The sequence below is a fragment of the Saccharopolyspora karakumensis genome (assembly GCF_004349225.1).
GTDB classification, from domain to species: Bacteria; Actinomycetota; Actinomycetes; order Mycobacteriales; family Pseudonocardiaceae; genus Saccharopolyspora; species Saccharopolyspora endophytica.
Genome location: NZ_SMLA01000059.1, coordinates 16,027 through 38,273, shown reverse-complemented (window position 1 = coordinate 38,273; position 22,247 = coordinate 16,027). Strand labels below are relative to the sequence as shown.

The window sequence follows — 22,247 nt, the reverse complement described above, 5'->3', positions numbered from 1 at the left end:
GCATCACTGGTCAGGGGCATAAAAGAACACTAACCAAAACAGTCCACTGTTGAGTTCTCAAAGAACACACCCACACCATCGCCACAACCCCATTCAGGGCCATGAACTCCGGGGAGTCATTTCCTCGGTGATTCCCGCTCTCGCGGTGTTTCCCACTCTAGACCATCCTGATTTCCTCGGTCAAACCGGGGGGCCTCATTCTCGTCCGTCGCCATTCCGTGACCTGCAAGCAAGTCCCGCACCCGGCAACTCAAGCGAAACAACCGCTCAATCGGTATTCACATTATCAAAAGATCTTACCCGTTTTTCTCGGGCCCCACCACACTAACACCCTAAGGTTTAAGCGAGGTTCTCGGGGCCCCGTCAGGCCCGGCCCGGTTTTTCCCGGCCCGTGTCGCTCTGACTTGGAATACTTTACGCACCCCGAAAAACCCCGTGAACACCACCCCCCCTTCAAGGGTGAAACCCCAGGTCAGAGGCCAAGTTCGAGGTCGAAGAGGGCCTGGAGCTCCATGACCGTGGATTCGACGTCGGAGTGGTGGATCCCGACCATTCCCGCAGCCACCGCGCCATCGACATTGCGGCGGAGGTCGTCGACGAACACGCACTCCCCCGGTTCGAGTCCGAGGCGGTGCGCCGCGAGCCGGTAGATCCCGGCATCGGGTTTGGCGAATCCGACGACTCCGGAGAGGACGACCGCGTCGAATGCGTCCGGCGATGCCGGATCCGCGAGCCGGTCGGCGTTGGAGACGACGGCGGTGCGCACCCCGGCGCCGCGCACCGCTCTCGCGACGGCGTCCATCCCCGGTTCGTCGAGCACCCCGGCGTAGTCGAGCAGCAGTCCTCGCAGATCCACGTGAAGCACCGTAGGCCACACGATCGAGTGGTACTGGCTGAAAAGTGACCGAAACAGAAGGTCTTACGCCTCTTCCACGTCGAAGGCGACATCAACGACGTGGGAGGAACCATGACCGCAGTCCGGACCAGAACCGCTCTTGTGCCCCGCACCGATCCACCGCTGCCGACCGTCCCCGACGCCGCTCAGCGCACGGCGGTATCGGTGGCCTCGGTGATCGGCAGGCAGGTCTTCGACGTGCTGGCCGGGCGCTCGGGTGCGAGGAGCGTGCGCGACCACCTGACCGCCACGGTGTTCGGCAACCTCCTCGGCCTGCGGCTGCGGGGAGCGCACCAGCCGGAGTACCGACTGCGCTCGGTGCACGCCTGCGCGATCGGCGACTCGGCGGTGGAGGCGTGCCTGGTAGTGGGCGCGCACCGGGTCCACGCGCTGGCGCTGCGGCTCGAACGACGGGCGGAGCGCTGGGTGTGCACCCGGCTGTCCCCGATCGAGCGGACCGCGATCTAGGAGAGCGGGACTTCCCAGGTGACCGTCGTACCGCTGTCCGGCGAGGAGGTGAGGGTGCAGCGGCCGCCGGCGGCGGCGGCGCGTTCTTCGAGGTTGCGGAGTCCGCGCTTGCTCACGTCGCGCGGGATGCCGCAGCCGTCGTCGACGACCTGCAAGCGCAGTCCGGGCTCGGACCGGCGGACCCGGACCAGGACGGTGCGGGCACCGGAGTGGCGGACGACGTTCGACAGCGCCTCGCGCAGCGCGGCGCGTGCGTGATCGGCCACCGGGACCGGGACGTCGGTGAGGTCGCCGTCGATCTCCAGCTTCGGCGGCCGTCCGAGGAGCTCGCCGGCGATCTGCACCTCGGAGCGGATCGAGTCGTCGAGCGCGGGTGCCTGGGTGGGCGTCTCCGGGTCGGCCGAGCGCAGCGTGCGGGCCGTGGCCCGGACTTCGGCGATGGCCTGGTCGATCTGCTCGACGGTCTCGGCCAGCCGGTCGGCGTCGGCGGTGTCGAGGCTGCCCGCGACCCGTCGTTGCAGCACGTCCAGCTGCACGCCGGCGGCGTAGAGGCGCTGCACGATCACGTCGTGCAGGTCGCGGGCGATGCGTTCGCGCTCCTGGTAGACGGCGATCCGCTGGCGGGCGGTGGAGCCTTCGGCGAGCACGAGCGCGAGCCCGGCCTGCGCGGCGAAGGAGGTGAGCACGTCGACGGCGACGCGGTTGAAGGTCGAGGCGCCGCGCCGCCGGTAGACGGCGAGCGCGCCGAGACGTCGTTCCCGGGTGCCGAAGGGAGCGACGGCGAACGGGCCGTAGACCCGCAGCGACGCGGGCACGTACGGCGCGGTCAGCGGGTCGTCGATCAGGTCGTCGACGACCACGGGAACGCCGCTGCGCGCGACGCGGGCGGCCGCGGAACGGGAGGACAGCACGGTGCCGACGGGGTCGGCGAGCGGACCGGTCGCGCTCGGCGCGCCGTAGGCGGCTTCGACGGTGAGCCTGCCGTCGTCGGAGCGGACGGTCACCACGCCGAGGTCCGCTTCGGCGAGTTCCGCAGCGCGGCGGACCACCAGCGGCAGCACGGTCTCGGGGTCTTCCGCGGACAGCGCCACTCTGGTGATCTCGGTGGACGCGGTGAGCATCCGTCTGGCGAGAGTGGAATCCATGACGCTTTCGAGGCTATAGCGCCCGTGCACGCGATGAAGGGAGTCGCGACTGCGGTTCATGACACATCCGCCGTGGTCACGGCTGAGACGGTCCCGCCGTCGACCCGCAGAACGAGGTCGGCGCCCGCCGTCTCGGTGATCCGGTGCGTCACGTGCACGACGGTCCGGCCCCGCAGGTCGGTGCGCAGCCGGGTCAGCAGCGCGTCGGCCGTCTCGGCGTCGAGGTGCGCGGTGGGTTCGTCGAGCAGCACCAGGTCGGCGTCGGCGAGCAGGGCGCGGGCCAGCGCGAGTCGCTGGGCTTCACCGCCGGAGAGCTCGGTTCCGCCGGTGCCGACCGGTGTGTCCAGGTCCCAACCGGTCAGCGCGGCGGCGGCGAGCGCTTCGGCGAGTTCGGCGTCGGACGCACGTGGGGCGGCGAGCCGCAGGTTCTCGCGGATGGTGGTGGTCACCAGCTGCGGGTCCTGCGGGCACCAGGCGACGCGCTCGGGCACCCGGGCCAGGCCGCGCGAGGCGGGCAGGAAGCCGAGCAGCAGCGCGAGCAGGGTCGACTTGCCCGCACCGGACGGTCCGACGACGGCCACGTGCGATCCCGCGGGCACGTCGAGGTCGACCCCGGTGAGCACCGGTTCGCCGTCGGGCCAGGAGATGTCGGCGTCGACCAGCTCGATCTCGCCGCCGGTGCGCGCCGGCGGCGCCTGCGCGTCCTCGGCGGTGAGGAGCGGTGCGATCCGGTCGTGGGCGATGCGCATCGACCGCCACTGCTGGGCGGCGGGCGGCAGCAGCGCGATGGCTTCGGCCGCAGCCAGCGGGACGAGCCCGAGCAGCGGGGCGAGTTCGGGGGCCAGGCGTCCTTCGGCGACCGCGACGGCCGCGAGGTGGGCGCTGCCGAGCACCGCGGCGCCGATCAGCAGCGTGTGCACGGCGGTGGCGGCACCGGTTCCGAACGCGGCGCGGCGCGCGCGTGCGGCCAACCGCGTGTCCGCGGCGGCGAGTTCGGCTCGGCGGCCGGTGTGCGCGCCGAAGGCGAGCAGCTCGGCGGCCCCGTCGAGCAGCGCCAGCACCCGTGCGGCCACGACGCGACGGCCTTCGGCGACCGCGTCGCTGGCGCGGCGTTCGGCGATCACCGCTGCGGCGGGGGTGGCCACGCTCGCCACGGCCAGCGCGGCGGCGAGCACGAGACCGGCTTCAGGCAGCACCAGCGCCTGCACGACGACAGCGGCGACGAGCACCGCGAACGCGATCAGGGGTGGCAGCAGGACGCGCGGGATCAGGTCGCGGACCTTGTCGACGTCGTCGACGAGCCGCGCCACACCCTCGCCGCGGCGGAGTCCGGCGGTGCGGACCGGTCCGAGGCGGACCAGCCCGGACCACAGGCGTACCCGCAGGTCACCGGCGGTCCGGAAGGCGGCGTCATGGGTCACGAGTCGTTCGACGTAGCGCAGCGCGGCGCGCGAGAGCGCGAAGGTCCGGACACCGACGACCGCGACGGACAGCGTCAGGATCGGAGGTTGCTGGGAGGCGCGAGCGATCAGCCATGCGGACACGGCGGTGAGCGCGAGTCCGGACAGCAGCGACAGCGCACCGAGCCCCGCGCCGGCCAGCATCCGGGGGCTGATCAGGTCGCGCAGCCGTCCACGGCCGGTCGCCGCTTCCTCGGCCTGCGCTTCGACGGCCGGAGCGGAGATCTCGACCTCGGCGCCTTCACCGGTCGGGCGGTGGCTGGCCAGGACGACGGTCGCGCCCGATGCCGCGGCGCGTTCGATCGCCGCGTCGACGTGCCGCGCGCTGGCCGCGTCCAGGTGCGCGGTCGGTTCGTCGAGCAGCAGGAACGTCGCCGAGCCGCGCAGCCGCAGCAGCGCGCGGGCGACGGCGACGCGCTGCCGCTCGCCGGCCGACAGCTCGTCGATGCGCCGATCCCGCAGGTGGCCGGCCGACGCCTCGGCCAGCGCCTCGTCGACGTGCTCCGCCAGGTCCGGCTGATCGGCGGTGGCCACCAGCAGCTCGTCGCGGACGGTTCCCCCGGTGAAGGTCGGGTGCTGCGGGACCCAGGCGACCCGCCGACGCCACTCCGCGACGTCGGGCGTGGCTCCGCCGCAGGTCACCGTGCCGGAGTCGGGGCGGGTGAAGCCGAGGAGCACCGACAGGGCGGTGGACTTCCCGCTGCCGCTGGGGCCGACGTCGCCGAAGGCGAGTCGCACGACGGATCCGGGGCGCGCGGTGAAGCTCAGCCCGTCCGGCACGAAGGCGTCGCGGCGTCGCACGCGCAGTCCGGACACCCGCAGCACGCCGGGGTCGTCGTCCGGGGAGCCGGTGATCGCGAAGCCGGTCTCCTCGGGAGCGGACACGATCTCGTCCACCCGCCGGACGGCCTCCACACCGTCCTCGCTGGCGTGGTGCGCGGCACCGACCGCGCGCAGCGGCAGGTAGCACTCCGGGGCCAGGACCAGCACCAACAGCCCGGTCGTCAGGTCGAGGTCGCCGGCGACGAGCCGCAGTCCGATGCCGACGGCGACCATCGCCACCGACAGCGACGAGAACAGCTCCAGCACCAGCGCGGACAGGAACGCGATCCGCAGCGTGGCGACGGTGCTGCGGCGGTGCTCCTCGCTGACCCGGCGCACGACCTCGCGCTGCGCCCGCGCGCGGCCGAAGGCGGTGAGCACCGGCAGCGCGCGGATCAGTTCCAGCAGGCGCGCGGACAGCCGGTGCTCGGAATCGGTCGCGCGGGCGATGCGCTGCTCGGTGAAGCGGCCGACGAGCCAGGCGAACAGCGGGATGAGCGGCACGGTCAGGACCACGACCAGCGCCGACACCCAGTCCGACCAGAGGATCCAGGCGCCGACCAGCGGCGGCACGATCGCGGCGGTGACCAGCGCGGGCAAGTACTTGGTGAAGTAGGCGTCGAGCGCATCGAGACCGCGGGTGGCCAGCGCGGTCAGCTCGGCGGGACCGCGCCTGCCGATCCACTCGGGACCGCGCCGCAGGGCGGAGTCCAGCAGCAGGGCGCGCAGCTCCTCCTTGGCCCCGGCGGCGGCGCGGGCGGACACCGATTCGGTCGCCCAGCTCAGCGCGGCGCGGGCGATCACGGCGACGGCCAGGACCACCAGCCGGTCGCCGATCTCGGCTGCGGGCACGCCGCGCACGACGACGTCGGCGAGCGCGCTGCCGATCGCCCACGCCTGCGCGATGAGCGCGATCGCGTTGCCCGCGGCGAGCAGGCCCGCGACGACCAGGGCGCGCCGGGTCGCCCCGGACAGCCGGGGCAGCGCGCCGAGCGGCCCGGTCACGGCGCGTGCACCGGCGGGATGTGCTTGGTGCCGATGCGCTTGCGGAACACCCAGTAGGTCCAGCCCTGGTAGATCATCACGGCCGGGGTTCCGAACGCGGCGACCCACGTCATGATCATCAGCGGGTAGTCGCTGGCGGCGGTGTCCTCGATCGACAGCGAGAACGCCGGGTCCACGGTGGACGGGATGACGTTCGGCCACAGCGATCCGAACAGGGTCACCACGACGCCGGTCAGCGCGACGGCCTGCAGGAAGAAGGCCTGCCCCTCGCGATCGGCGGCGACCCTGGCGACCCCGAGCAGTCCGGCGACCAGCGCGATGACCAGCGGGACCCAGGTCCAGGCCGAGCCCCCGCGGAACTGGGCGAGCAGCACCAGCGCGACCACCGGCAGCAGCAGCGGCACGCCCGCGCGCAGCGCGAACCGCCGGGCGCGCAGCCGGATCTCGCCCTCGGTCTTCAGCGCCAGGAACACCGCGCCGTGCAGCATCGAGAAGGTGACCACGGCGATCGCCCCGACGACGCTGGGCAGGGTGAAGATCGTCCACCAGCCGCCGACCCGGTCACCGTTGGCATCCAGCGGCAGGCCGAAGACGTTGGCCGACAGGACCAGTCCGACCATCGCCGGTGCGATCCAGGACGCCAGCACGATCACGGTGTCCCAGGTGCGGCGCCAGCGATCGGTGTCGACCTTGCCGCGGTACTCGAAGGCGACCCCGCGGCCGATGAGCGCGAGCAGCAGCAACAGCAGCGGCAGGTAGGCGGTGGAGAACAGCGAGGCGTACCACCCGGGGAAGGCGGCGAAGGTGGCGCCACCGGCCACGATCAGCCAGACCTCGTTGCCGTCCCAGACCGGGCCGATGGTGTTGATCATGACTCTGCGGCGGGTGTTGCCGTGCTCGCTGCGCCGGGGGCCGAAGATCGGCAGCAGCATGCCGACGCCGAAGTCGAAGCCCTCGAGGAACAGGTATCCCAGCCACAGCAGGGCGATCACGAGGAACCAGAAGGTGGGCAGATCCATCTCGGCCTCTCAGTACGCGAAGGACAGGGCTTCGTCGGAGTCGGACTCGCCCGGTTCCTTCTCCGGTGGCATCACGGCCGCGAAGCCTCCTCGGGCGAAGCGGATCATCAGGAAGACCTCCACGACCAGCAGCACCCCGTACAGCGCGGTCAGGCTGATCACCGAGGTCAGCATCTCGCCGGGAGTGACGCCGGAGGACACGGCCGAAGCGGTGTACATGAAGACTCCGTCCACACCGGACGGGTTCGGGTTGGGCGCGACCACGAACGGCTGGCGTCCCATCTCGGTGAACACCCAGCCCGAGATGTTGCCGACGAACGGTGCTCCGATGCCCAGCAGCGCCAGCGGCGCCCACAGCTTGCCCTGGGGGAAGCGCTGCTTGCGGGTCAGCCACAGCACGACCAGGCCGCCGAGCGCGGCCAGCCCGCCGAAGCCGATCATGAACCGGAATCCCCAGTAGGTCACCGGCAGCAGCGGCTGGTAGTCGATCGGCTGGCCGGCGAACTGCCCCAGCCTCGGGTCGTTCGGGTAGTGCGTGCCGTACTCGGCCTGGTACCTGGGGATCAGCTCGTTGACCCCGTCGACCTCGCTGGTGAAGTCACCTTCGGCGAGGTAGGACAGGATGTAGGGCACGGTCAGGCTCTTGACGTCCTCGCAGTTGGGGCTCCTGACGTCGCCGATCGCGAAGATCGAGAAGCTGGCCGGGGCTTCGCTGTGGCACAGCGCTTCCGCCGAGGCCATCTTCATCGGCTGCTGGTCGAACATCAGCTTGCCCTGGACGTCGCCGCTGATGGCCAGGCCGGTGAAGGCGACGACGGCCACCCAGGCGCCGAGCCGCATCGACCCGTGCCAGGTCCGCCGGTCCTCCTCGTCGACGGGTTCCCCGGTCTTGTCGGCTTGCTTGCGCTGCCGGACGATCTGCCAGGCCGCGATGCCGATGAGGAATCCGCCCGCGACGGCGAAGCAGCCGAAGATCGTGTGCGGGAACGCGGCGAGCACCGTCGAGTTGGTCAGCACCGCCCAGATCGAGATCAACTCCGGCTTGCCCTCGACCATGCGCACGCCGACCGGGTGCTGCATCCACGAGTTGGCGGCCAGGATGAAGTACGCCGACAGCACGGTGGCCAGCGAGAACGCCCAGGCGCACGCCAGGTGCACGCCCTTGGACAGCCGGTCCCAGCCGAAGATCCAGAGCCCGAGGAAGGTCGACTCGACGAAGAACGCGAGCAGGCCCTCCATCGCCAGCGGCGCGCCGAAGACGTCACCGACGAAGCGGGAGTAGGCGCTCCAGGCCATGCCGAACTGGAACTCCTGCACGATGCCGGTGACCACGCCCATGGCGAAGTTGATGAGCATCAACTTGCCCCAGAACTTGGTCATCTTCAGGTATCGGCGGTTCCCGGTCCGGTACCAGGCCGTCTGCATTCCGGCGACCAAGATCGCCAGTCCGATGGTCAGCGGCACCATCAGGAAGTGGTAGACGGTCGTGATCCCGAACTGCCAGCGCGCGATGTCGAGCAGATCCACAACACCACACTGCCGTCAGCGCGCCTGCGCGCGCAGAGGCAAGGGCCCCCAAATCGACCGGTCGAGCGTCCTGGTCTCAGCGGGACCAAGGTCCCCCTCCACGCAGCGCGACCTCGTCCACCCGCCCGGAACGACCTACCCAAACGATCAGGTGGGCTGCGCGACGCGGACCGTCACCGCAGGGCTTCCGCCACGCACTCGGCCGTCTCGACGACCATCGGTCCGATCTCGTCGGCCGCGATCGGCTGCAGCGCCACGACCCCGACGCTGGCGCGCAGCCCCGGGACCCCGCGCACCGGCGCGGCCACGCCGAACGCGCCCTGCTGCAGGTCACCGCTGCTGGAGATCCACCGCGGAGACCCCACCGGCAGGTCCACCGCCTGCCCGGCGGCACCGCGCTGGACGGGATGACGCGTGCCCACCCGGTAGGACACGTGGTAGCTGGTCCAGGACGGTTCCACGACCGCCACCGCCTGCGCCTCACTGCCGTCGGCGACGGTCAGGTGCGCGGTGGCGCCCACCTTCTCCGCCAGCCCGCGCAGCGCGGGCGTGCAGGCGACCCGCAGCTGCGGCAGTACCCGTCCCGCCAGCCACAGCACGCCCAGGCCCAGCCGGACCCGAGATCCTTCGCGACGCACCAGCCCGCGGCTGTGCAGCGGTCCGAGCAGCCGGTACACCGCGGCGCGGCTCACGCCGATGCGGGCGGCCAGGTCGCTGATCGTGGGCGCTTCGCTCTCCGCGTCGGCCACCGCCTGCAGCAGGCTCAGCCCCCGCTCGAGCGTCAGCGAGCTCTCCTTGGTGCCCGCGGGCACCTCGGGTTGCAGGCGCGGGGCGGCGTGCGCCGGATCCGGTATGGCCATCGCGTCACCTCCGAGCCGCCGCGAGCACCGTGCCGGTCACCTCGCCGAGCCCGACGACCGAACCGCCGGGGCCCGGCGCGCTGCCACTCAGTGTCACCCGGTCGCCGTCCTGGAGGAAGGTCCGCTGCTCGCCGTCGGAGAGCGTGATCGGGTCCGATCCGCCCCAGGTCAGCTCCAGCAGGCACCCGCGCTGGTCCCGTTCGGGCCCGGACACGGTGCCGGAGGCGAACAGGTCGCCCGGCCGGGCCGGTGCCCCGCCGACGGTCATGTGCGCCAGCTGCTGGGCGGGCGACCAGTACATGTCGGCGAACCTCGGCTGCGACAGCAACGTCTCGTTGCAGCGCACCTCCAGCCGCAGGTCGAGACCCCACGGCTCGTGCTCCACGAGGTACTGCTGCAGCGGCTGCTCCGGCGGCGGGACGGCGATCCTGGCCTCGTCGAGAGCCTCCAGCGGCGTGATCCAGCCGGCGATGGAGGTCGCGAAGGACTTGGCCAGGAACGGGCCGAGCGGCTTGGACTCCCACGCCTGGACGTCGCGCGCCGACCAGTCGTTGACCAGCGCGACGCCGAAGACGTGATCGGCGAACTCCGAGGTGGGGATCTGCGCGGCGGCCTCACCGCCGCAGACGAACCCGACCTCGGCCTCGAAGTCCAGTCGCCGGGTCGGGCCGAACGCCGGGTGCGCGTCACCGGCGGCCTTGCGCTGGCCGCTGGGGCGGTGGACGTCGGTGCCCGAGACGTGGACCGTCCCGGAACGACCGTGGTAGCCGACCGGCAGGTGCGTCCAGTTCTCCGGCAGCGGCGCCGAACCGCGCGCCAGGATGCGGCCGGTGTTCTCGGCGTGGTGCCGGGAGGCGAAGAAGTCGACGTAGTCGCCGACGGTGAACGGCATCGACAGCGTGTGCCAGTCGGTGCGCACCAGCTCCGCGCCGGAGGGCGCGCGGTCGGCGGTCACGATGCCGGTGAGTCGTTCCCGCAGCTCGCGCCAGGCGTCGCGGCCCGCCGCGAGCAGCGGGTCGAGGGAGTCGCCGGAGATCAGCTCCGCCAGCCGAGGACCGAGTTCACCCGCGATGCCGCGCAGTGGAAGGGCGTGCCGCCCGACGCGCACGGCGACCACCGGGCCGTTGCCCGTGACCAGCACCCCGTAGGGGAGGGTCTGCGGGCCGAACGGCTTGTCCGGGGTGAACTCCGCGTCCTCGATCCAGGTCAAAGCAACCCCAATCCTTCCAGTTCGGCGACGGGGTCCTTCAGCGAGCACGAGCCGTACGAGGCGAAGACGTCGCGCACCGCGTTGGCCGCGTCGTCGGACAGCGAGCGTGCCTCCTCGGCCAGCGCGGCACCATCGGTGCTTTCCAGCGCCGCCCGCACATCCTTCCCGGAAAGGGACCGCCCGGTCGCGACGAGCAGGTTGAGGAAACCGTGATGGGTGAACCCGGTTTCGGGATCCTCGCCCCGGACGGCGGCGTGCAGGCCGGTGGTGGCCTTGAACGGCACGTCCAGCGATCCGGCGACGGCGAGGAAGTCGGCGACCTCGTCGACGGTGGGGACGGCTTCGGCGGTCTGACCGCCGGTGCGCAGCTTCGGCCAGCACCCGTGCTCGGCGACGCGGCGAACGCCGTCCAGCCAGCCCTCGCCGCCGCGGCGCGGCTCGACGACGCGGGTGATGTCCTCGGGCACGAACTCCGAGACCCGCTCCAGCCAGATGTCGTCGACGTCCGACGGCGCGGGCATCTCCACCATCCGCAGGGCCAGCAGCTCCTGGCGGCCTTCGATGATCGACAGCGCCTTGGGGACCCCGCCCAGGCCGGTGTCGCACACCAGCGACAGCGGGACCGGGGAGGACGGCTTGGCCTTGGCCAGCTCGGTGATCAGCTCGGCGAGCCGCGACGCCTGGCAGAGCATCGGGCCGAGCAGACCGGCGAACTCACCGGCCCGCGCGTCCAGGTGCTCGGCGACCGCCTGCGGCACCGGAGTGGCCACCTCGTTGCGGTTTCCGGGTGGGAACAGCGCGGCGTCATCGACCAGTCGGGCGAACAGGGGTGGGATGCCGCGCGGACCTGGCGCGCGAAGCTCAACAGCGCTTGACACGGTGGACACGCTAGTGCCGTTGCGGCCAGTGAACAAAGATGCCCGAAAAACGGACGTCTGACCGGGTCATATGCGGCTCCCTGGGACGAGTTTGGCCGACATCATGCACCCCTGCGTAGTCAGCGCACCCACCACCCGGGTGGTTCGGTCCGAAATACCACCCGCACGGCCCTCCGCTCACTACTCCGGTCGGCTCCCCATCGCGTCGTCGCACCTGGTAGTAAGGGCGTTGCATCGCGTCGGAAGTCCGCGAGATCCGCGATCCGCTCACCGGACCGGGGGCTTTCGCCGCGCTCAAACTTAAGTTAGGCTTACCTAAGTAGGAGGTGAGCAGGTGGGCGAGAAGACGATCCGCAAGCCGGCCAGACCCAGTGTCGCGGAACGAGCCAGGAGCATTGCCAAACGTGGTGGGAAGGCGGCACTGCTGCCGTCCGGCGAGGTCTCGGCTCGCGTCGCCCCCTTGCTGCACCACGTGCACCCGGACGGCAGCGCGACCGTGCTGCTCGCCGACGACCACCCGCTGATCGCGGCCTGCTGGCACGCGCCGCGGGGTGAGCTCGCCGCCGTCATCGAGGTCGCCGACCCGACCCCGGTGCGCCTGCGGGAACCGGTCCGCGGACTGCTGTGGCTGACCGGCTGGCTGCGGGTGCTGGACCCCGGAGAGGCGCACCACGAGGTGCTGTCGATCGTCGACGACCGCCCGGACCCGCGGCTGCTGGACGCCGGCCACGGCGCGAGCGTGCTGCGGCTGGAGTCCGCCTCGATCGTGCTGGCCGACGCAGAGGGCACGGATTCGGTGGACTCCACCGAGTTCCAGGCCGCGACCCCGGACCCGTTCTGCACCTTCGAGGACGACTGGCTGCGGCACCTGGAGCTCTCGCACCGCGACGTCGTCGGCCTGCTGGCCCGGCACCTGCCGGAACAGCTGCGCGGCGGGCACATCCGCCCGCTCGGCCTGGACCGCTACGGCCTGCGGCTGCGCGTCGAGTCCTCGGACGGTGATCACGACGTCCGGCTGGGCTTCTCCAGCCCGGCCGACACCACCGAGCGCCTCGGCTTCGAACTGCGCCGCCTCGTCGGCTGCCCCTTCCTCGCCCAGCAGCGCAAGGGTTCCTGAGCTCGGCAGCGGGCGGTCCTGGTCCGAACCGACCGGACGAAGTGGACTCCGATCACGGTCGGATCGGACCAGAACCGCCCCGCGTTCAGGAGAGCTCGTCGGAGAACCACGTCGCCGCGCGGGTGATCCGCCCGTGGCGGAACCGCAGCGACCCGTCCTCCCCGCCGACGAGGACGGCTTCGGCGACCTGGGTCTGGCGCGTCACCAGCCACAGGAACGCGTGCGCCACCGACCACGCCCCGCCTGCGCGGAGCCCGTCGGAGAAGCGGACCTGCAGGCCGCCCGGATCCGCGTACTGGAACTCCACCAGCACACCGTCGCGGATCCCGAAGAAATCAGTCGCGCCCAGCGCGCAGTTGATCGAATCGAACTCCCGGACCTCCCGCAGCACGCGCATGGCCAGGGCCGGCAATGTCTCGGCCATGGGCTCGGCTTCCTGCGTGCCCCACACGTAAACGTCCACGCCCACCCTCCGGCGTCGGCGACCACTCGTACGACGGGATGCGGGCCTCCCGCGGTTCCAACCGAAATCTCGCCCTCCACTACGAGGCGCGGCATCCGGGTGGCGACAACACGCCGACGGGTACGGTTCGTCCGGTGAGCACCCTGCGCGCCTGGCTGAGCCCTACACGCCCCGGTGATCCCGAGGAGTTCACCGATCCGGCGGAGCGCAAGGCGATCGGTATCGAACTGCTCGTGGTGTTCGCGGTGACGCTGGGGATGTCGGGCTTGCAGAGCCTGATCTCGCTGCTGGACGCGCTCATGCAGACGACTCCGCTGGCGCAGCAGCAGGTCGCGATCAACCAGCCGCAGGCCGATCTCGGACTGCTCGACATGCTGGCGCAACTGGTCAACGTGCTGCGCCTGGTGGCGTGGGGCGCGCTGGGCGCGTTCCTGCTGTGGCGCGGCGGCATGGCGCTGTGGCGGATCGGCCTGGACCGCACCCGGCTCGGCGGGGACGCGCTGCGCGGCGCCGGACTCGCGGCGCTCATCGGAGTTCCCGGCCTCGGGCTGTACCTGCTGGCGCACGCGCTGGGCCTGAGCCTGACCGTGCAGCCCTCGACGCTGACCGACGCCTGGTGGCGGGCACCGGTTCTCGCGCTCGCCGCGTTCGGCAACGCCTTCGCCGAGGAGGTGCTGGTCGTCGGCTACGTGCTGACCCGGTTGCGGCAACTCGGCTGGAGCGAGAACCGGTCGCTGTGGCTTGCGGCGGTGCTGCGCGGCAGCTACCACCTCTACCAGGGCTTCGGCGGGTTCGTGGGCAACGTCGTGATGGGCCTGGTCTACGGGCGGATCTGGCAGCGCACCAACCGGCTGGTCCCGCTCATCGTCGGGCACACGCTGATCGACGTCGTGGCGTTCGTCGGCTACTCGGCGCTGCGCGGCCACGTCGGATGGCTCCCGTGATCTTGGAATCACGCACCAGACGCAACACATCGATGGTTCAGCGGCACCGAAAGTTCATGTTCCATCGAAAATGGACGCGATCAGCGACGGTTCTGTTCGTCCGGGCTAGGCTTCGTCACGTGACTCGACCGCACGTCCAGAGCGAAGTCGGACCGCTGAACTCGGTGGTGCTGCACCGGCCCGGTTCCGAGCTCAAGCGCCTCACGCCGCGCAACAACGACCAGCTGCTGTTCGACGCGATCCCCTGGGTCGACCGGGCGCAGGAGGAGCACGACGCCTTCGCGGAGGTGCTGCGCGGACGTGGCGTCGAGGTGCTGCTGCTGCGGGACCTGCTCACCGAGGCGCTGACCGACGCCCGCGCGCGAGCCGCGGCCGTGCACGCCGGTGTCGACGAGCTCAGGCTCGGCGGCGACGTGGCGGACGCGCTGCGCTCGCACCTGTCCGGCGTCACCGACGCGACGCTGGCCGAGGTGCTCATCGGCGGCATGACCTTCGAGGAACTCCCCCGCGCCGAAGGCGACTCGCTGGTGCGGCGGATGCACCGACCGCACGACTTCGCCATCGAACCGCTGCCCAACCTGCTGTTCACCCGCGACTCGTCGGTGTGGATCGGCGACCGGGTGGCGATCGCGGCGCTGGCGATGCCGGCCCGGCGGCGCGAGTCGGCGATCACCGACCTGATCTACGCCTACCACCCGCGGTTCTCGCACGCGGCCCGCGCGTACGGCGCGCACTCCGCGCCGGTGGAGGGCGGCGACGTGCTGCTGCTGGCCCCCGGCGTGGTCGCGATCGGCGTCGGCGAGCGCACCACCCCCGCGGGGGCCGAGTCGCTGGCCCGCTCGATGTTCGCCGACGACCTCGCGCACACGGTGCTCGCGGTGCCGATCGAGCAGACGCGCGCGTCGATGCACCTGGACACCGTCTGCACGATGGTCGACCGGGACGCCGTGGTGATGTACCCGGCGATCCAGCACTCGCTGCGCGCCTACGCGCTGCGCCCCAAGGACGGCGAGCTGGACGTGTCCGGCCCGGCACCGTTCCTGGACGCGGCAGCGGAGGCGATGGGGATCGACCGGCTGCGGGTCATCGACACCGGGCTCGACCCGGTGACCGCCGAGCGCGAGCAGTGGGAGGACGGCAACAACACGCTCGCGGTCGCTCCCGGCGTGGTGGTGGCCTACGAGCGCAACGCCGAGACGAACGCGCGGCTGGAGGAGGCCGGCATCGAGGTGCTGCGCATCAGCGGTTCGGAACTGGGTTCCGGCCGGGGTGGCCCGCGGTGCATGTCGTGTCCGATCAGCAGGGCACAGCTGAGCGACACGGGAATCCCGGCCACCTGATCGGGCGAATATTTCCGGTGTGATCGAGAACAAGTCGAAGATCTTCGGTAGAAAGATTCACGGGCGCGTATGCGTTCGCTCGGCCGCCGAATCCGCAACTGCCCGCATCTTCCCTGCTAAAGGCGCCCCCCACCTGCGCAAACAGCAAGGTATGGCTTGGCTTGATTAATTGAGGCTAGCCTTTCTTCGGTCGCCCGAGAACTAAGGCTACCCATATCATAATTAGGTTTGCCTGGAATGTAACTGGACCAATTCAAGGTTATATTGATGGCATGGCTGTCACCGCGAAGAAGATTCAGCACAAGGAATCGAAGTTCGAGCACCTGCTGCAGGAACAGGTCAAGAACGAGTTCACCGCCTCGCAGCAGTACATCGCGGTCGCGGTCTGGTTCGACGACAACGATCTGCCGCGGCTGGCGTCGCACTTCTACAAGCAGGCGCTCGAAGAGCGGAACCACGCGATGATGATCGTCCAGTACCTCATGGACAACAGCATCAAGCCGCAGATTCCGGCCATCGAGCAGGTCCGCAACGACTTCTCCGAGACCCGCGAGCTGATCGCGCTGGCCCTGGAGCAGGAGCGCGAGGTCACCCGGGAGATCGAGGCGCTGGCCAAGACCGCCCGCGACGAGGGCGACTACCTCGGCGAGCAGTTCATGCAGTGGTTCCTCAAGGAGCAGGTCGAGGAGGTGGCGTCGATGTCCACGCTGCTCAACGTCGTGGACCGCTCCAAGGGCAACCTCTTCGACGTCGAGAACTTCCTCGCCCGCGAATCGGTGGGCGACGAGGGCACCGACCCCACGGCCCCCAAGACCGCCGGCGGCGCGCTCTGACGCCCCGTCCCCATCACCCCGAGTGGCTCAGCCGCTCGGGGTGATGTGCATTTCGCTGGGCGGGCTCTGCTCCGACGGCGCCGGTTGCTGAGAGGTCTCCGGGTCCGGCTGCTGGGAGGTCTCCGGGTCAGCCGTGTCGGAAGGCGCGGTGCGCAGGATCGAGGGGTCGAACGACTCGCTGACCGAGGGGTCCGGCTCCTGCGGGTTCGACTGCGGCCACCGGGTGTCCGGCTGCGACGGCGGCGGCAGGACGTGCCCGCTGTGCGGCGGCGCGACGGACCCGCTCGACGGCAGCGGAGGCGGCACCTGCGGGCCGGGCTGCTGGACCACCGGCGGCCGAGCGGGCTGCAGCGGGGCGGGTTCGTGGCTGACCAACGCGACTCCCCCGCCCACCAGCAGCGCCGAACCGATCGCGGCTGCGGTGGCGGCGAGCATCCCGTTGCGCTGGCGGCGACGACGCGCGGCGGCGACCAGCGACCACTCCGCGCCGGTCCGGACCGGAACGTCCAGCCGGTCGTCGCGCAGCAGGCGCTGCAGCTCGTCGTCCAGATCCATCACACGTCACCTCCCTCGACGGTCTCGCCGAGCCGCTTCCGCAAGGAGGTGAGCGCCTTGCTCGCCTGGCTCTTCACGGTTCCGCAGCTGACGCCGAGGGTCTCGGCGATCTCCAGTTCGGAAAGACCTTCGTAGTAACGCAGCACGACCACCGCGCGTTGCCTCGGCGGCAGATCGCGCAGCGCCTGCCACACCGGCTCGTTCTCCAGGCGGTCCTGCTGCGGGATGGCCGGGACGTCGGGGAATTCGGCGAGCAGGGTTTCGCGACGAGTGCGGCGCCAGCGGCTGATGTGCGCGTTCGCCATCGCCTTGCGCACGTAGGCCGTGGGGTCGTCGGTGGTGCGGCTGATCTTGTTCCAGCGCGCGCCGACCTTCTCCAGCACCGTCTGCACCAGGTCCGCGGCGTCGTGCGGATTTCCGGTGAGCGCATGGCCGTAGCGCATCAGCCCAGGCAGAGCCACCCGGACGAATTCGGCGAAATCGTCTTCTGTCGCAGCCATGTCCCCCCGGCGCGCCTGCCCCACAGGTATTCCGGACGCCTCGGCAGCGGCCGGCACGGCAGGCGAGTGCGCGGTCACCCCTCCACCCCCTAGACGCCGGGTACCACTGTGGAGGGATACGCAACGAGCCGCCACTTCGTTGCCGTGGGGAATGGAGATCACTCGAACGGAGCACCGTCAGGCAAGCGGCGAAGGCGCTTTCTCCTTCACCACCTGAGCAACCGGCACCGCCGGGGGTTCTCCAGCGGCTTCGTGGCGAGCACGCCGCGACGCCGTGTATGGCATGCATCAGGAGTGGCGCACCGCACCGCCACGCAAGGCGAGTACAACCACCTCGACGTCAGCGGATGGTGACTTGGCGTCCTCGGAGCCCGTCTCGTGCTCGCCGTTCCGTGCTGGTCAGGGGCTCGTTCTCGAGGGAGGCGAGGGCTTCGTCGATGCGCCGGCCGAGGGCGACGGCCGGTTCGTCCCACTCGCGGGCGTGGAGTTCGCGGTCGAGGTCCCAGACCGGGACCAGCAGGCCGTGCGCGCGGAACGAGCCCGCGTAGCGGCTCTCCTCACCGAGGGCCAGTTCGCCGCGGGCCGACAGCCGGGCCAGCGCGGCCAGCAGCTGCTCCTCCGGCTCCGGGCGGACCCAGCGCAGGTGCGCCTTCTCACCGGCGTCGACCCAGTAGGCCGAGGTCACGCCCTTGAGGCGGTCGGTGGGCATGATCGCGGCGTTGGCGCGTTCCAGCGACAGCGCGACCTCGCCGGCCGGGTCCACGTCCTCCGGCAGCCACCAGCTGAAGTCGGCGTGCAGCTCGACGTCGAGGGCGGCGTCCGGGTCGATCAGGTCCTGCAGCCGGGTCGGAACGGAGCCCGCCTCAGCGGTTTCCGGGCCCACGACCGACAGGGACTGGCCGGTCTCGGCCTCCTCGACCCACTCGATCGCGCGGGCCAGGTCGCGGCTGATGTCACCGGAGTGCGTCTGCACCTGCAGGCCCACGAAGCGCACGCCGTCGTTGCGGTGCAGCGCGGCGGCCGCCATCGGCAGCACCGTCGCCAGGGTGATCTCCGAGCCGTCGCGCATCGGCAGCTTCGCGATCGCCGACGGGACGAACTCGCGCAGCGCGACCAGCTCGCACTCGGCGGCCAGGCCCTCGAACGGCCGGGTCACGATCACGTCCGCCGAGCCACCGGCCTTGCCGTGGCACGCCTTGTAGCGCTTGCCCGACCCGCACGGGCAGGGCTGGCGGGGACCGACGGCGCCTTCGGGCTGGGCTGGCTTGGTCGCGGCTCGCTTCGACACGGCTGTTCCAATCGCTGGCGGTGACTACCCCGTGACGCTACCGAAGCGGGCGGAATCGGGGTCAGCCAGGTGGAGCCGGGTTCCCTCGGGCGAGTTCGTCGCGAGGTACCGCACGCCCGCGCTCCGGCACAGATCGATGTCGGCGGGCGCGTCGACCGTCCAGCAGTAGGTGTCGCGGCCGAGCGCAGCGGCGCGAGCGACGAACCCCGGATCGTCGCGCAGCAGCCGCACGTCCGGTCCGGCCAGGTCCGCCCACGGCGGCAGCACGCCGCCTCGGCGGGTTCCGGTGAACCGCGAGAACAGCAGCACCGTCGGCACCCGGGGTGCCGCCTCCTTGAAGCGGCGGACCGCCGCGGGCGCGAAGGACATCATGAAGACCGGGGAATCACGCGGGTCGTCCGGCGCGGCCAGCCCGTGCCTGGCCAGCAGCGCGACCAGCTTGTGCTCGACCAGACCGCCGTAGCGCACCGGGTGCTTGGTCTCCACGAACAGCCGCGTCGGGCGCCCGCTCGCGCGCACCATGCCGAGCAGTTCGTCCAGGGTGAGCACGCCGTACTCGGCGGCGGAGCGGCCGAAGTCGACCTCCGCCATCGCGGCCACGGTCAGCGCGCTGACCACACCGCGTCCGCTGGAGGTCCGGTCGATGCGGCGGTCGTGCACGCAGACCAGATGACCGTCGCGGGTGACCCGGACATCGCACTCCAGGGCGTCCGCGCCCTGCTCCAGCGCCAGCTCGTAGGCGGACCGGGTGTGCTCGGCGCGGTGCGCCGACGCGCCCCGGTGCGCGACGACCTCAGGAATCTCCGCCACACCACCAGTATCCGGACCGGATGCGAACACCGCCGTCACTTGTGACCCACCTCAGCGGCGGGCCGTGTCCGGGCGCGCGGCACGCGGCGGTGGCGGAGCGGCGCGGACCGCGTGGACCCGCTGCCTGCTCAGCTCGGCCGGGTCCGGCGGCAGCAGCAACCGCATGAAGTGGTCGATGAGCCGCGCGGTGACCACCGCCAGCACCGTGACCAGCGCGTTGTTGACCGCGTGCAGCACGACGCCGTCGGCCAGGGCCTGGACCCCGTCGCGGAAGGTCCAGCCGAAGGTGAGCAGGCCGACGACCACGGTCGCCGCCCACAGCGCCCACCAGAACCGGACCCGCAGGCTCGGCCAGGGGCGCGCGGCCTTCTCCCGGTCGCCCTCGGCGACCAGCAGCGAGTGCTCCAGCTCGGCCACCGCCGCACCCGGGATCAGCAGGTTCGCGCCCGGGATCAGGACGCCGGCCACGACCTGCCAGTCCGGCCGGGCGCTGCGGACGCCGATCCGCTCGGCCGCCGCGGCCCGCGCGCGCAGACCCCACAGCACGACGAAAACGCCGGTCAGCACGCCCATCAGCACCAGGATCAGGCCCGTGGTGCCGACCAGCGCGTCGGAGATCGCCAGCACCGTCCGCGAGAGCGCCTCACCCCTGCTCAACAGCAGCAACGCGTAGCGCCACGCCTCGGCGAAGGTCGCCAGCGCCGCGACGCCCGCGGTCACCCACAGGGCAGCGATCGCGGTGGCGGCGGTGGTCCCGGCCCGTTCGGCCTGGTCGACCCGGCTGTTCGTGGGCAGCGCCAGCGGCCAGCGCCAGGCCAGCAGCGGGAAACCCCAGCGCGGAGGCGCCGGGTAGGACGGCGGGCCGGTGTAGGGGCGCGGCCGTCGCCGCTGCCGGGCGCGGCGCGGACCACCGGGCGGAGTGGCGACCCACTCCATCCGGTCGTGCTGGGGCGGAGGGGTCACAGCACGTACGGCTCGCCGTCGGGCTCATCGGACACCAGGGGGCGGCCGATGGCCGACCAGCCGTTCATGCCGCGCTCGACGTTGACCGCGTCCCAGCCGTTGGCGTTGAGGTACGCGGTGACCTTCGCCGAACGGCCGCCCGAGCGGCACACCACGTAGAGCTGGTCGGCCTCCGGGATGTCGTCGAGGCGCTCGACGAGCTTGCTCATCGGGATGTGCACGGCCTCGGGGGCGTGCCCGGCCTGCCACTCGTCGTCCTCGCGGACGTCCAGCAGCACGCTGCCCTGCGGCAGCTTCTCGGGCAGTTCCGCCGGCTCGACGCCGGGCACCTGTCCAGGAGGTGGAGTAGTCACGCCCCGATGCTGCCACGCCGGGCGTCTCTTCGGTGTGAGGGTGCGGGCGGTTTTGTCCGAACCGTTCATGATCGATGTCGCTCTCGCCCGGCCGAACCGCCCCTGCCTCGAACGAAGCGCCCCGGACCTGGGCAGGTCCGGGGCGCGTTCGTCACGAGGTGGATCGGGTCAGTGCTGGACCGCCTTCTCCGCGCCCGCACCCGTGAGGGAGCGGACCTCCATCTCGGCGTACTTCTCGCCGCCGTTCTCGTCCTTGCTCATGATCGTTCCGAGGTAACCGAGCAGGAACGACAGCGGGATCGACACCAGGCCCGGGTTCTTCAGCGGGAACAGCGCGAAGTCCATCGACGGGAACATCGCCTCCTCACCACCCGAGACCGCCGGAGAGAAGATGATCAGCACGATGGTGATCGCCAGACCGCCGTAGATGCTGAACAGCGCGCCGGTGGTGTTGAACCGCTTCCAGAACAGCGAGTACAGCAGCGTCGGCAGGTTCGCCGAGGCGGCGACGGCGAAGGCCAGCGCGACCAGGAAGGCCACGTTCTGCCCGTTGGCCGCGATGCCGCCCAGGATCGACACGACGCCGATGACCACCGCGGTGATCCGCGCGACGCGGACCTCCTGCTGCTTGTCGTCGACCTTGCCCTTCTTGATCACGTTCGCGTAGATGTCGTGCGCGAACGAGGCCGAGGCCGTGATCGTCAGGCCGGCCACCACCGCCAGGATCGTCGCGAAGGCGACCGCGGAGATGAAGCCCAGCAGCAGCGGACCGCCCAGGTAGGAGGCCAGCAGCGGAGCCGCCGAGTTCACCCCGCCCGGCGCGTCCTTGATCGCGTCCGGTCCCACCAGCGCACCGGCGCCGTAACCCAGGACCAGCGTGAACAGGTAGAACAGGCCGATCAGCCAGATCGCCCAGACCACCGAACGACGCGCCTCCTTGGCGGTCGGCACGGTGTAGAAGCGCATCAGCACGTGCGGCAGACCGGCGGTGCCCAGCACCAGGGCGATGCCCAGCGAGATGAAGTCCAGCTTGCTGGTCTCCGTCTTGCCGTACTGCGCGCCCGGGTTGAGCACCTTGTCGCCGGCGACGTCGGCCGCGTGGCCGAGCAGCGCCGAGAGGTTGAAGCCGTACAGGCCCAGGACCCAGATCGTCATCACGAAGGCACCGACGATCAGCAGCGCCGCCTTGATGATCTGCACCCAGGTCGTGCCGCGCATGCCGCCGACCAGGACGTAGAGGATCATCAGCGCGCCGACCACGGCGATCACGATGGCCTGCCCGCCCTTGTCGGTGATGCCCAGCAGCAGCGCGATCAGGCCACCGGCACCGGCCATCTGGGCCAGCAGGTAGAAGAAGCTCACCACCAGCGTGGACAGCGAGGCCGCCGTGCGCACCGGGCGCTCCCGCATCCGGAAGCTGAGCACGTCACCCATCGTGTAGCGACCGGTGTTGCGCAGCAGCTCCGCCACCAGCAGCAGGGCGACCAGCCAGGCCACCAGGAAGCCGATGGAGTACAGGAACCCGTCGTAACCGTTGACCGCGATGGCGCCCGCGATGCCGAGGAACGACGCCGCCGACAGGTAGTCGCCGGAGATCGCGATTCCGTTCTGCGGCCCGCTGAACGCGTGCCCGGCGGCGTAGTAGTCCGAGGCGGTCTTGGTGTTCCGGCTGGCCCGGAACACGATCACCATCGTGACCGCCACGAAGATCGCGAAGATTCCGATGTTCAGCAGCGAGTTGCCGCCCGCCGCTTCCGCCGCGAGGGGCTGGGTGGCGGAAATCGCCTGCATC

The 22,247-nt window shown here is 71.1% G+C and carries 21 protein-coding genes; 5 read left to right on the top strand and 16 right to left on the bottom strand.

Features of this window, described 5'->3' with window-relative positions:
* Positions 1–472: 472 nt before the first annotated feature.
* A complete protein-coding gene (locus E1202_RS26530; protein ID WP_235879032.1) occupies positions 473–856 on the bottom strand; it encodes an HAD-IA family hydrolase in 384 nt (127 codons plus the stop codon).
* Between the two features lie 111 nt (positions 857–967).
* On the opposite strand from E1202_RS26530, the gene E1202_RS26525 reads away from it, so the two are divergent.
* The gene (locus E1202_RS26525) at positions 968–1,363 is read left to right on the top strand and encodes an Rv3235 family protein (RefSeq protein WP_235879031.1); all 396 of its coding nucleotides are present in this window, start codon (positions 968–970) and stop codon (positions 1,361–1,363) included.
* Here E1202_RS26525 and E1202_RS26520 read toward each other — a convergent pair.
* From E1202_RS26520 to E1202_RS26490, 7 genes are all read right to left on the bottom strand, one after another.
* On the bottom strand, positions 1,360–2,508 hold the full coding sequence (locus E1202_RS26520) for a GAF domain-containing sensor histidine kinase (protein ID WP_132677643.1): 1,149 nt from the start codon (positions 2,506–2,508) through the stop codon (positions 1,360–1,362). The two genes, E1202_RS26525 and E1202_RS26520, sit on opposite strands and share 4 nt — an antisense overlap.
* Positions 2,509–2,564: 56 nt before the next feature.
* On the bottom strand, positions 2,565–5,795 hold the full coding sequence (gene cydD, locus E1202_RS26515; RefSeq protein ID WP_235879030.1) for a thiol reductant ABC exporter subunit CydD: 3,231 nt from the start codon (positions 5,793–5,795) through the stop codon (positions 2,565–2,567).
* Positions 5,792–6,814 carry a cytochrome d ubiquinol oxidase subunit II gene (gene cydB / locus E1202_RS26510; protein WP_132685934.1) on the bottom strand — a complete coding sequence of 341 codons (1,023 nt, stop codon included), beginning with the start codon at positions 6,812–6,814 and terminating at the stop codon, positions 5,792–5,794. Before cydB ends, cydD begins: the two co-directional genes overlap by 4 nt.
* Positions 6,815–6,823: 9 nt before the next feature.
* A complete protein-coding gene (locus E1202_RS26505; RefSeq protein WP_132685932.1) occupies positions 6,824–8,341 on the bottom strand; it encodes a cytochrome ubiquinol oxidase subunit I in 1,518 nt (505 codons plus the stop codon).
* A 173-nt stretch (positions 8,342–8,514) separates the two neighbouring features.
* Positions 8,515–9,201: an IclR family transcriptional regulator gene (locus tag E1202_RS26500; protein WP_132685931.1), complete on the bottom strand. Its 687-nt coding sequence runs from the start codon at positions 9,199–9,201 to the stop codon at positions 8,515–8,517.
* Positions 9,202–9,205: 4 nt separating this feature from the next.
* Positions 9,206–10,411 carry a fumarylacetoacetate hydrolase family protein gene (locus E1202_RS26495; RefSeq protein ID WP_132685929.1) on the bottom strand — a complete coding sequence of 402 codons (1,206 nt, stop codon included), beginning with the start codon at positions 10,409–10,411 and terminating at the stop codon, positions 9,206–9,208.
* A complete protein-coding gene (locus E1202_RS26490) occupies positions 10,408–11,289 on the bottom strand; it encodes a hypothetical protein (RefSeq protein WP_268952368.1) in 882 nt (293 codons plus the stop codon). The genes E1202_RS26495 and E1202_RS26490 overlap by 4 nt, the downstream gene beginning before the upstream one ends.
* Positions 11,290–11,623: 334 nt before the next feature.
* Here E1202_RS26490 and E1202_RS26485 point away from each other — a divergent pair, with 334 nt between their 5' ends.
* Positions 11,624–12,406: a DUF2470 domain-containing protein gene (locus tag E1202_RS26485; RefSeq protein WP_132685928.1), complete on the top strand. Its 783-nt coding sequence runs from the start codon at positions 11,624–11,626 to the stop codon at positions 12,404–12,406.
* 85 nt (positions 12,407–12,491) lie between these two features.
* On the opposite strand, the gene E1202_RS26480 is transcribed toward E1202_RS26485, so the two are convergent.
* On the bottom strand, positions 12,492–12,869 hold the full coding sequence (locus tag E1202_RS26480) for a hypothetical protein (RefSeq protein WP_132685926.1): 378 nt from the start codon (positions 12,867–12,869) through the stop codon (positions 12,492–12,494).
* 134 nt (positions 12,870–13,003) lie between these two features.
* On the opposite strand from E1202_RS26480, the gene E1202_RS26475 reads away from it, so the two are divergent.
* The 3 genes from E1202_RS26475 (at position 13,004) to E1202_RS26465 (ending at position 15,986) form a co-directional block, all read left to right on the top strand.
* Complete coding sequence (locus E1202_RS26475; protein ID WP_235879029.1) at positions 13,004–13,813, top strand: CPBP family intramembrane glutamic endopeptidase; 810 nt, start codon at positions 13,004–13,006, stop codon at positions 13,811–13,813.
* 119 nt (positions 13,814–13,932) lie between these two features.
* On the top strand, positions 13,933–15,153 hold the full coding sequence (locus E1202_RS26470) for an arginine deiminase (protein WP_235879028.1): 1,221 nt from the start codon (positions 13,933–13,935) through the stop codon (positions 15,151–15,153).
* Positions 15,154–15,425: 272 nt separating this feature from the next.
* Entirely contained in the window at positions 15,426–15,986 is a 561-nt protein-coding gene (locus E1202_RS26465) for a ferritin (protein ID WP_132685920.1), read from the top strand.
* 27 nt (positions 15,987–16,013) lie between these two features.
* Here the strand turns inward: E1202_RS26465 and E1202_RS26460 are convergent, their stop codons facing one another.
* The 7 genes from E1202_RS26460 to E1202_RS26430 form a co-directional block, all read right to left on the bottom strand.
* Positions 16,014–16,541 (bottom strand): hypothetical protein, encoded by a 528-nt coding sequence (locus E1202_RS26460; protein WP_132685919.1) that lies wholly within the window; start codon positions 16,539–16,541, stop codon positions 16,014–16,016.
* On the bottom strand, positions 16,541–17,119 hold the full coding sequence (locus E1202_RS26455; protein ID WP_408007389.1) for a SigE family RNA polymerase sigma factor: 579 nt from the start codon (positions 17,117–17,119) through the stop codon (positions 16,541–16,543). Before E1202_RS26455 ends, E1202_RS26460 begins: the two co-directional genes overlap by 1 nt.
* Before the next feature lie 262 nt (positions 17,120–17,381).
* Positions 17,382–18,329 carry a DUF5926 family protein gene (locus E1202_RS26450; RefSeq protein WP_132685915.1) on the bottom strand — a complete coding sequence of 316 codons (948 nt, stop codon included), beginning with the start codon at positions 18,327–18,329 and terminating at the stop codon, positions 17,382–17,384.
* Positions 18,330–18,353: 24 nt separating this feature from the next.
* Positions 18,354–19,139 carry a glycerophosphodiester phosphodiesterase gene (locus E1202_RS26445; protein WP_132685913.1) on the bottom strand — a complete coding sequence of 262 codons (786 nt, stop codon included), beginning with the start codon at positions 19,137–19,139 and terminating at the stop codon, positions 18,354–18,356.
* Between the two features lie 51 nt (positions 19,140–19,190).
* Positions 19,191–20,102, bottom strand: a complete 912-nt coding sequence (locus tag E1202_RS26440; RefSeq protein ID WP_235879027.1) for a DUF4328 domain-containing protein — start codon at positions 20,100–20,102, stop codon at positions 19,191–19,193.
* Positions 20,099–20,455 (bottom strand): rhodanese-like domain-containing protein, encoded by a 357-nt coding sequence (locus tag E1202_RS26435; RefSeq protein WP_235879026.1) that lies wholly within the window; start codon positions 20,453–20,455, stop codon positions 20,099–20,101. The genes E1202_RS26440 and E1202_RS26435 overlap by 4 nt, the downstream gene beginning before the upstream one ends.
* 168 nt (positions 20,456–20,623) lie before the next feature.
* Positions 20,624–22,246 (bottom strand): solute symporter family protein, encoded by a 1,623-nt coding sequence (locus tag E1202_RS26430; RefSeq protein ID WP_132685938.1) that lies wholly within the window; start codon positions 22,244–22,246, stop codon positions 20,624–20,626.
* Position 22,247: the final 1 nt, after the last annotated feature.

Excerpts from the sequence above, each read along its gene's own strand:
- E1202_RS26525 (WP_235879031.1), top strand. The coding sequence starts at position 968 with ATGACCGCAGTCCGGACCAGAACCGCTCTTGTGCCCCGCACCGATCCA.
- E1202_RS26520 (WP_132677643.1), bottom strand. The coding sequence starts at position 2,508 with ATGGATTCCACTCTCGCCAGACGGATGCTCACCGCGTCCACCGAGATC.
- cydB (WP_132685934.1), bottom strand. The coding sequence starts at position 6,814 with ATGGATCTGCCCACCTTCTGGTTCCTCGTGATCGCCCTGCTGTGGCTG.
- E1202_RS26500 (WP_132685931.1), bottom strand. The coding sequence starts at position 9,201 with ATGGCCATACCGGATCCGGCGCACGCCGCCCCGCGCCTGCAACCCGAG.
- E1202_RS26465 (WP_132685920.1), top strand. The coding sequence starts at position 15,426 with ATGGCTGTCACCGCGAAGAAGATTCAGCACAAGGAATCGAAGTTCGAG.
- E1202_RS26460 (WP_132685919.1), bottom strand. The coding sequence starts at position 16,541 with ATGGATCTGGACGACGAGCTGCAGCGCCTGCTGCGCGACGACCGGCTG.
- E1202_RS26430 (WP_132685938.1), bottom strand. The coding sequence starts at position 22,246 with ATGCAGGCGATTTCCGCCACCCAGCCCCTCGCGGCGGAAGCGGCGGGC.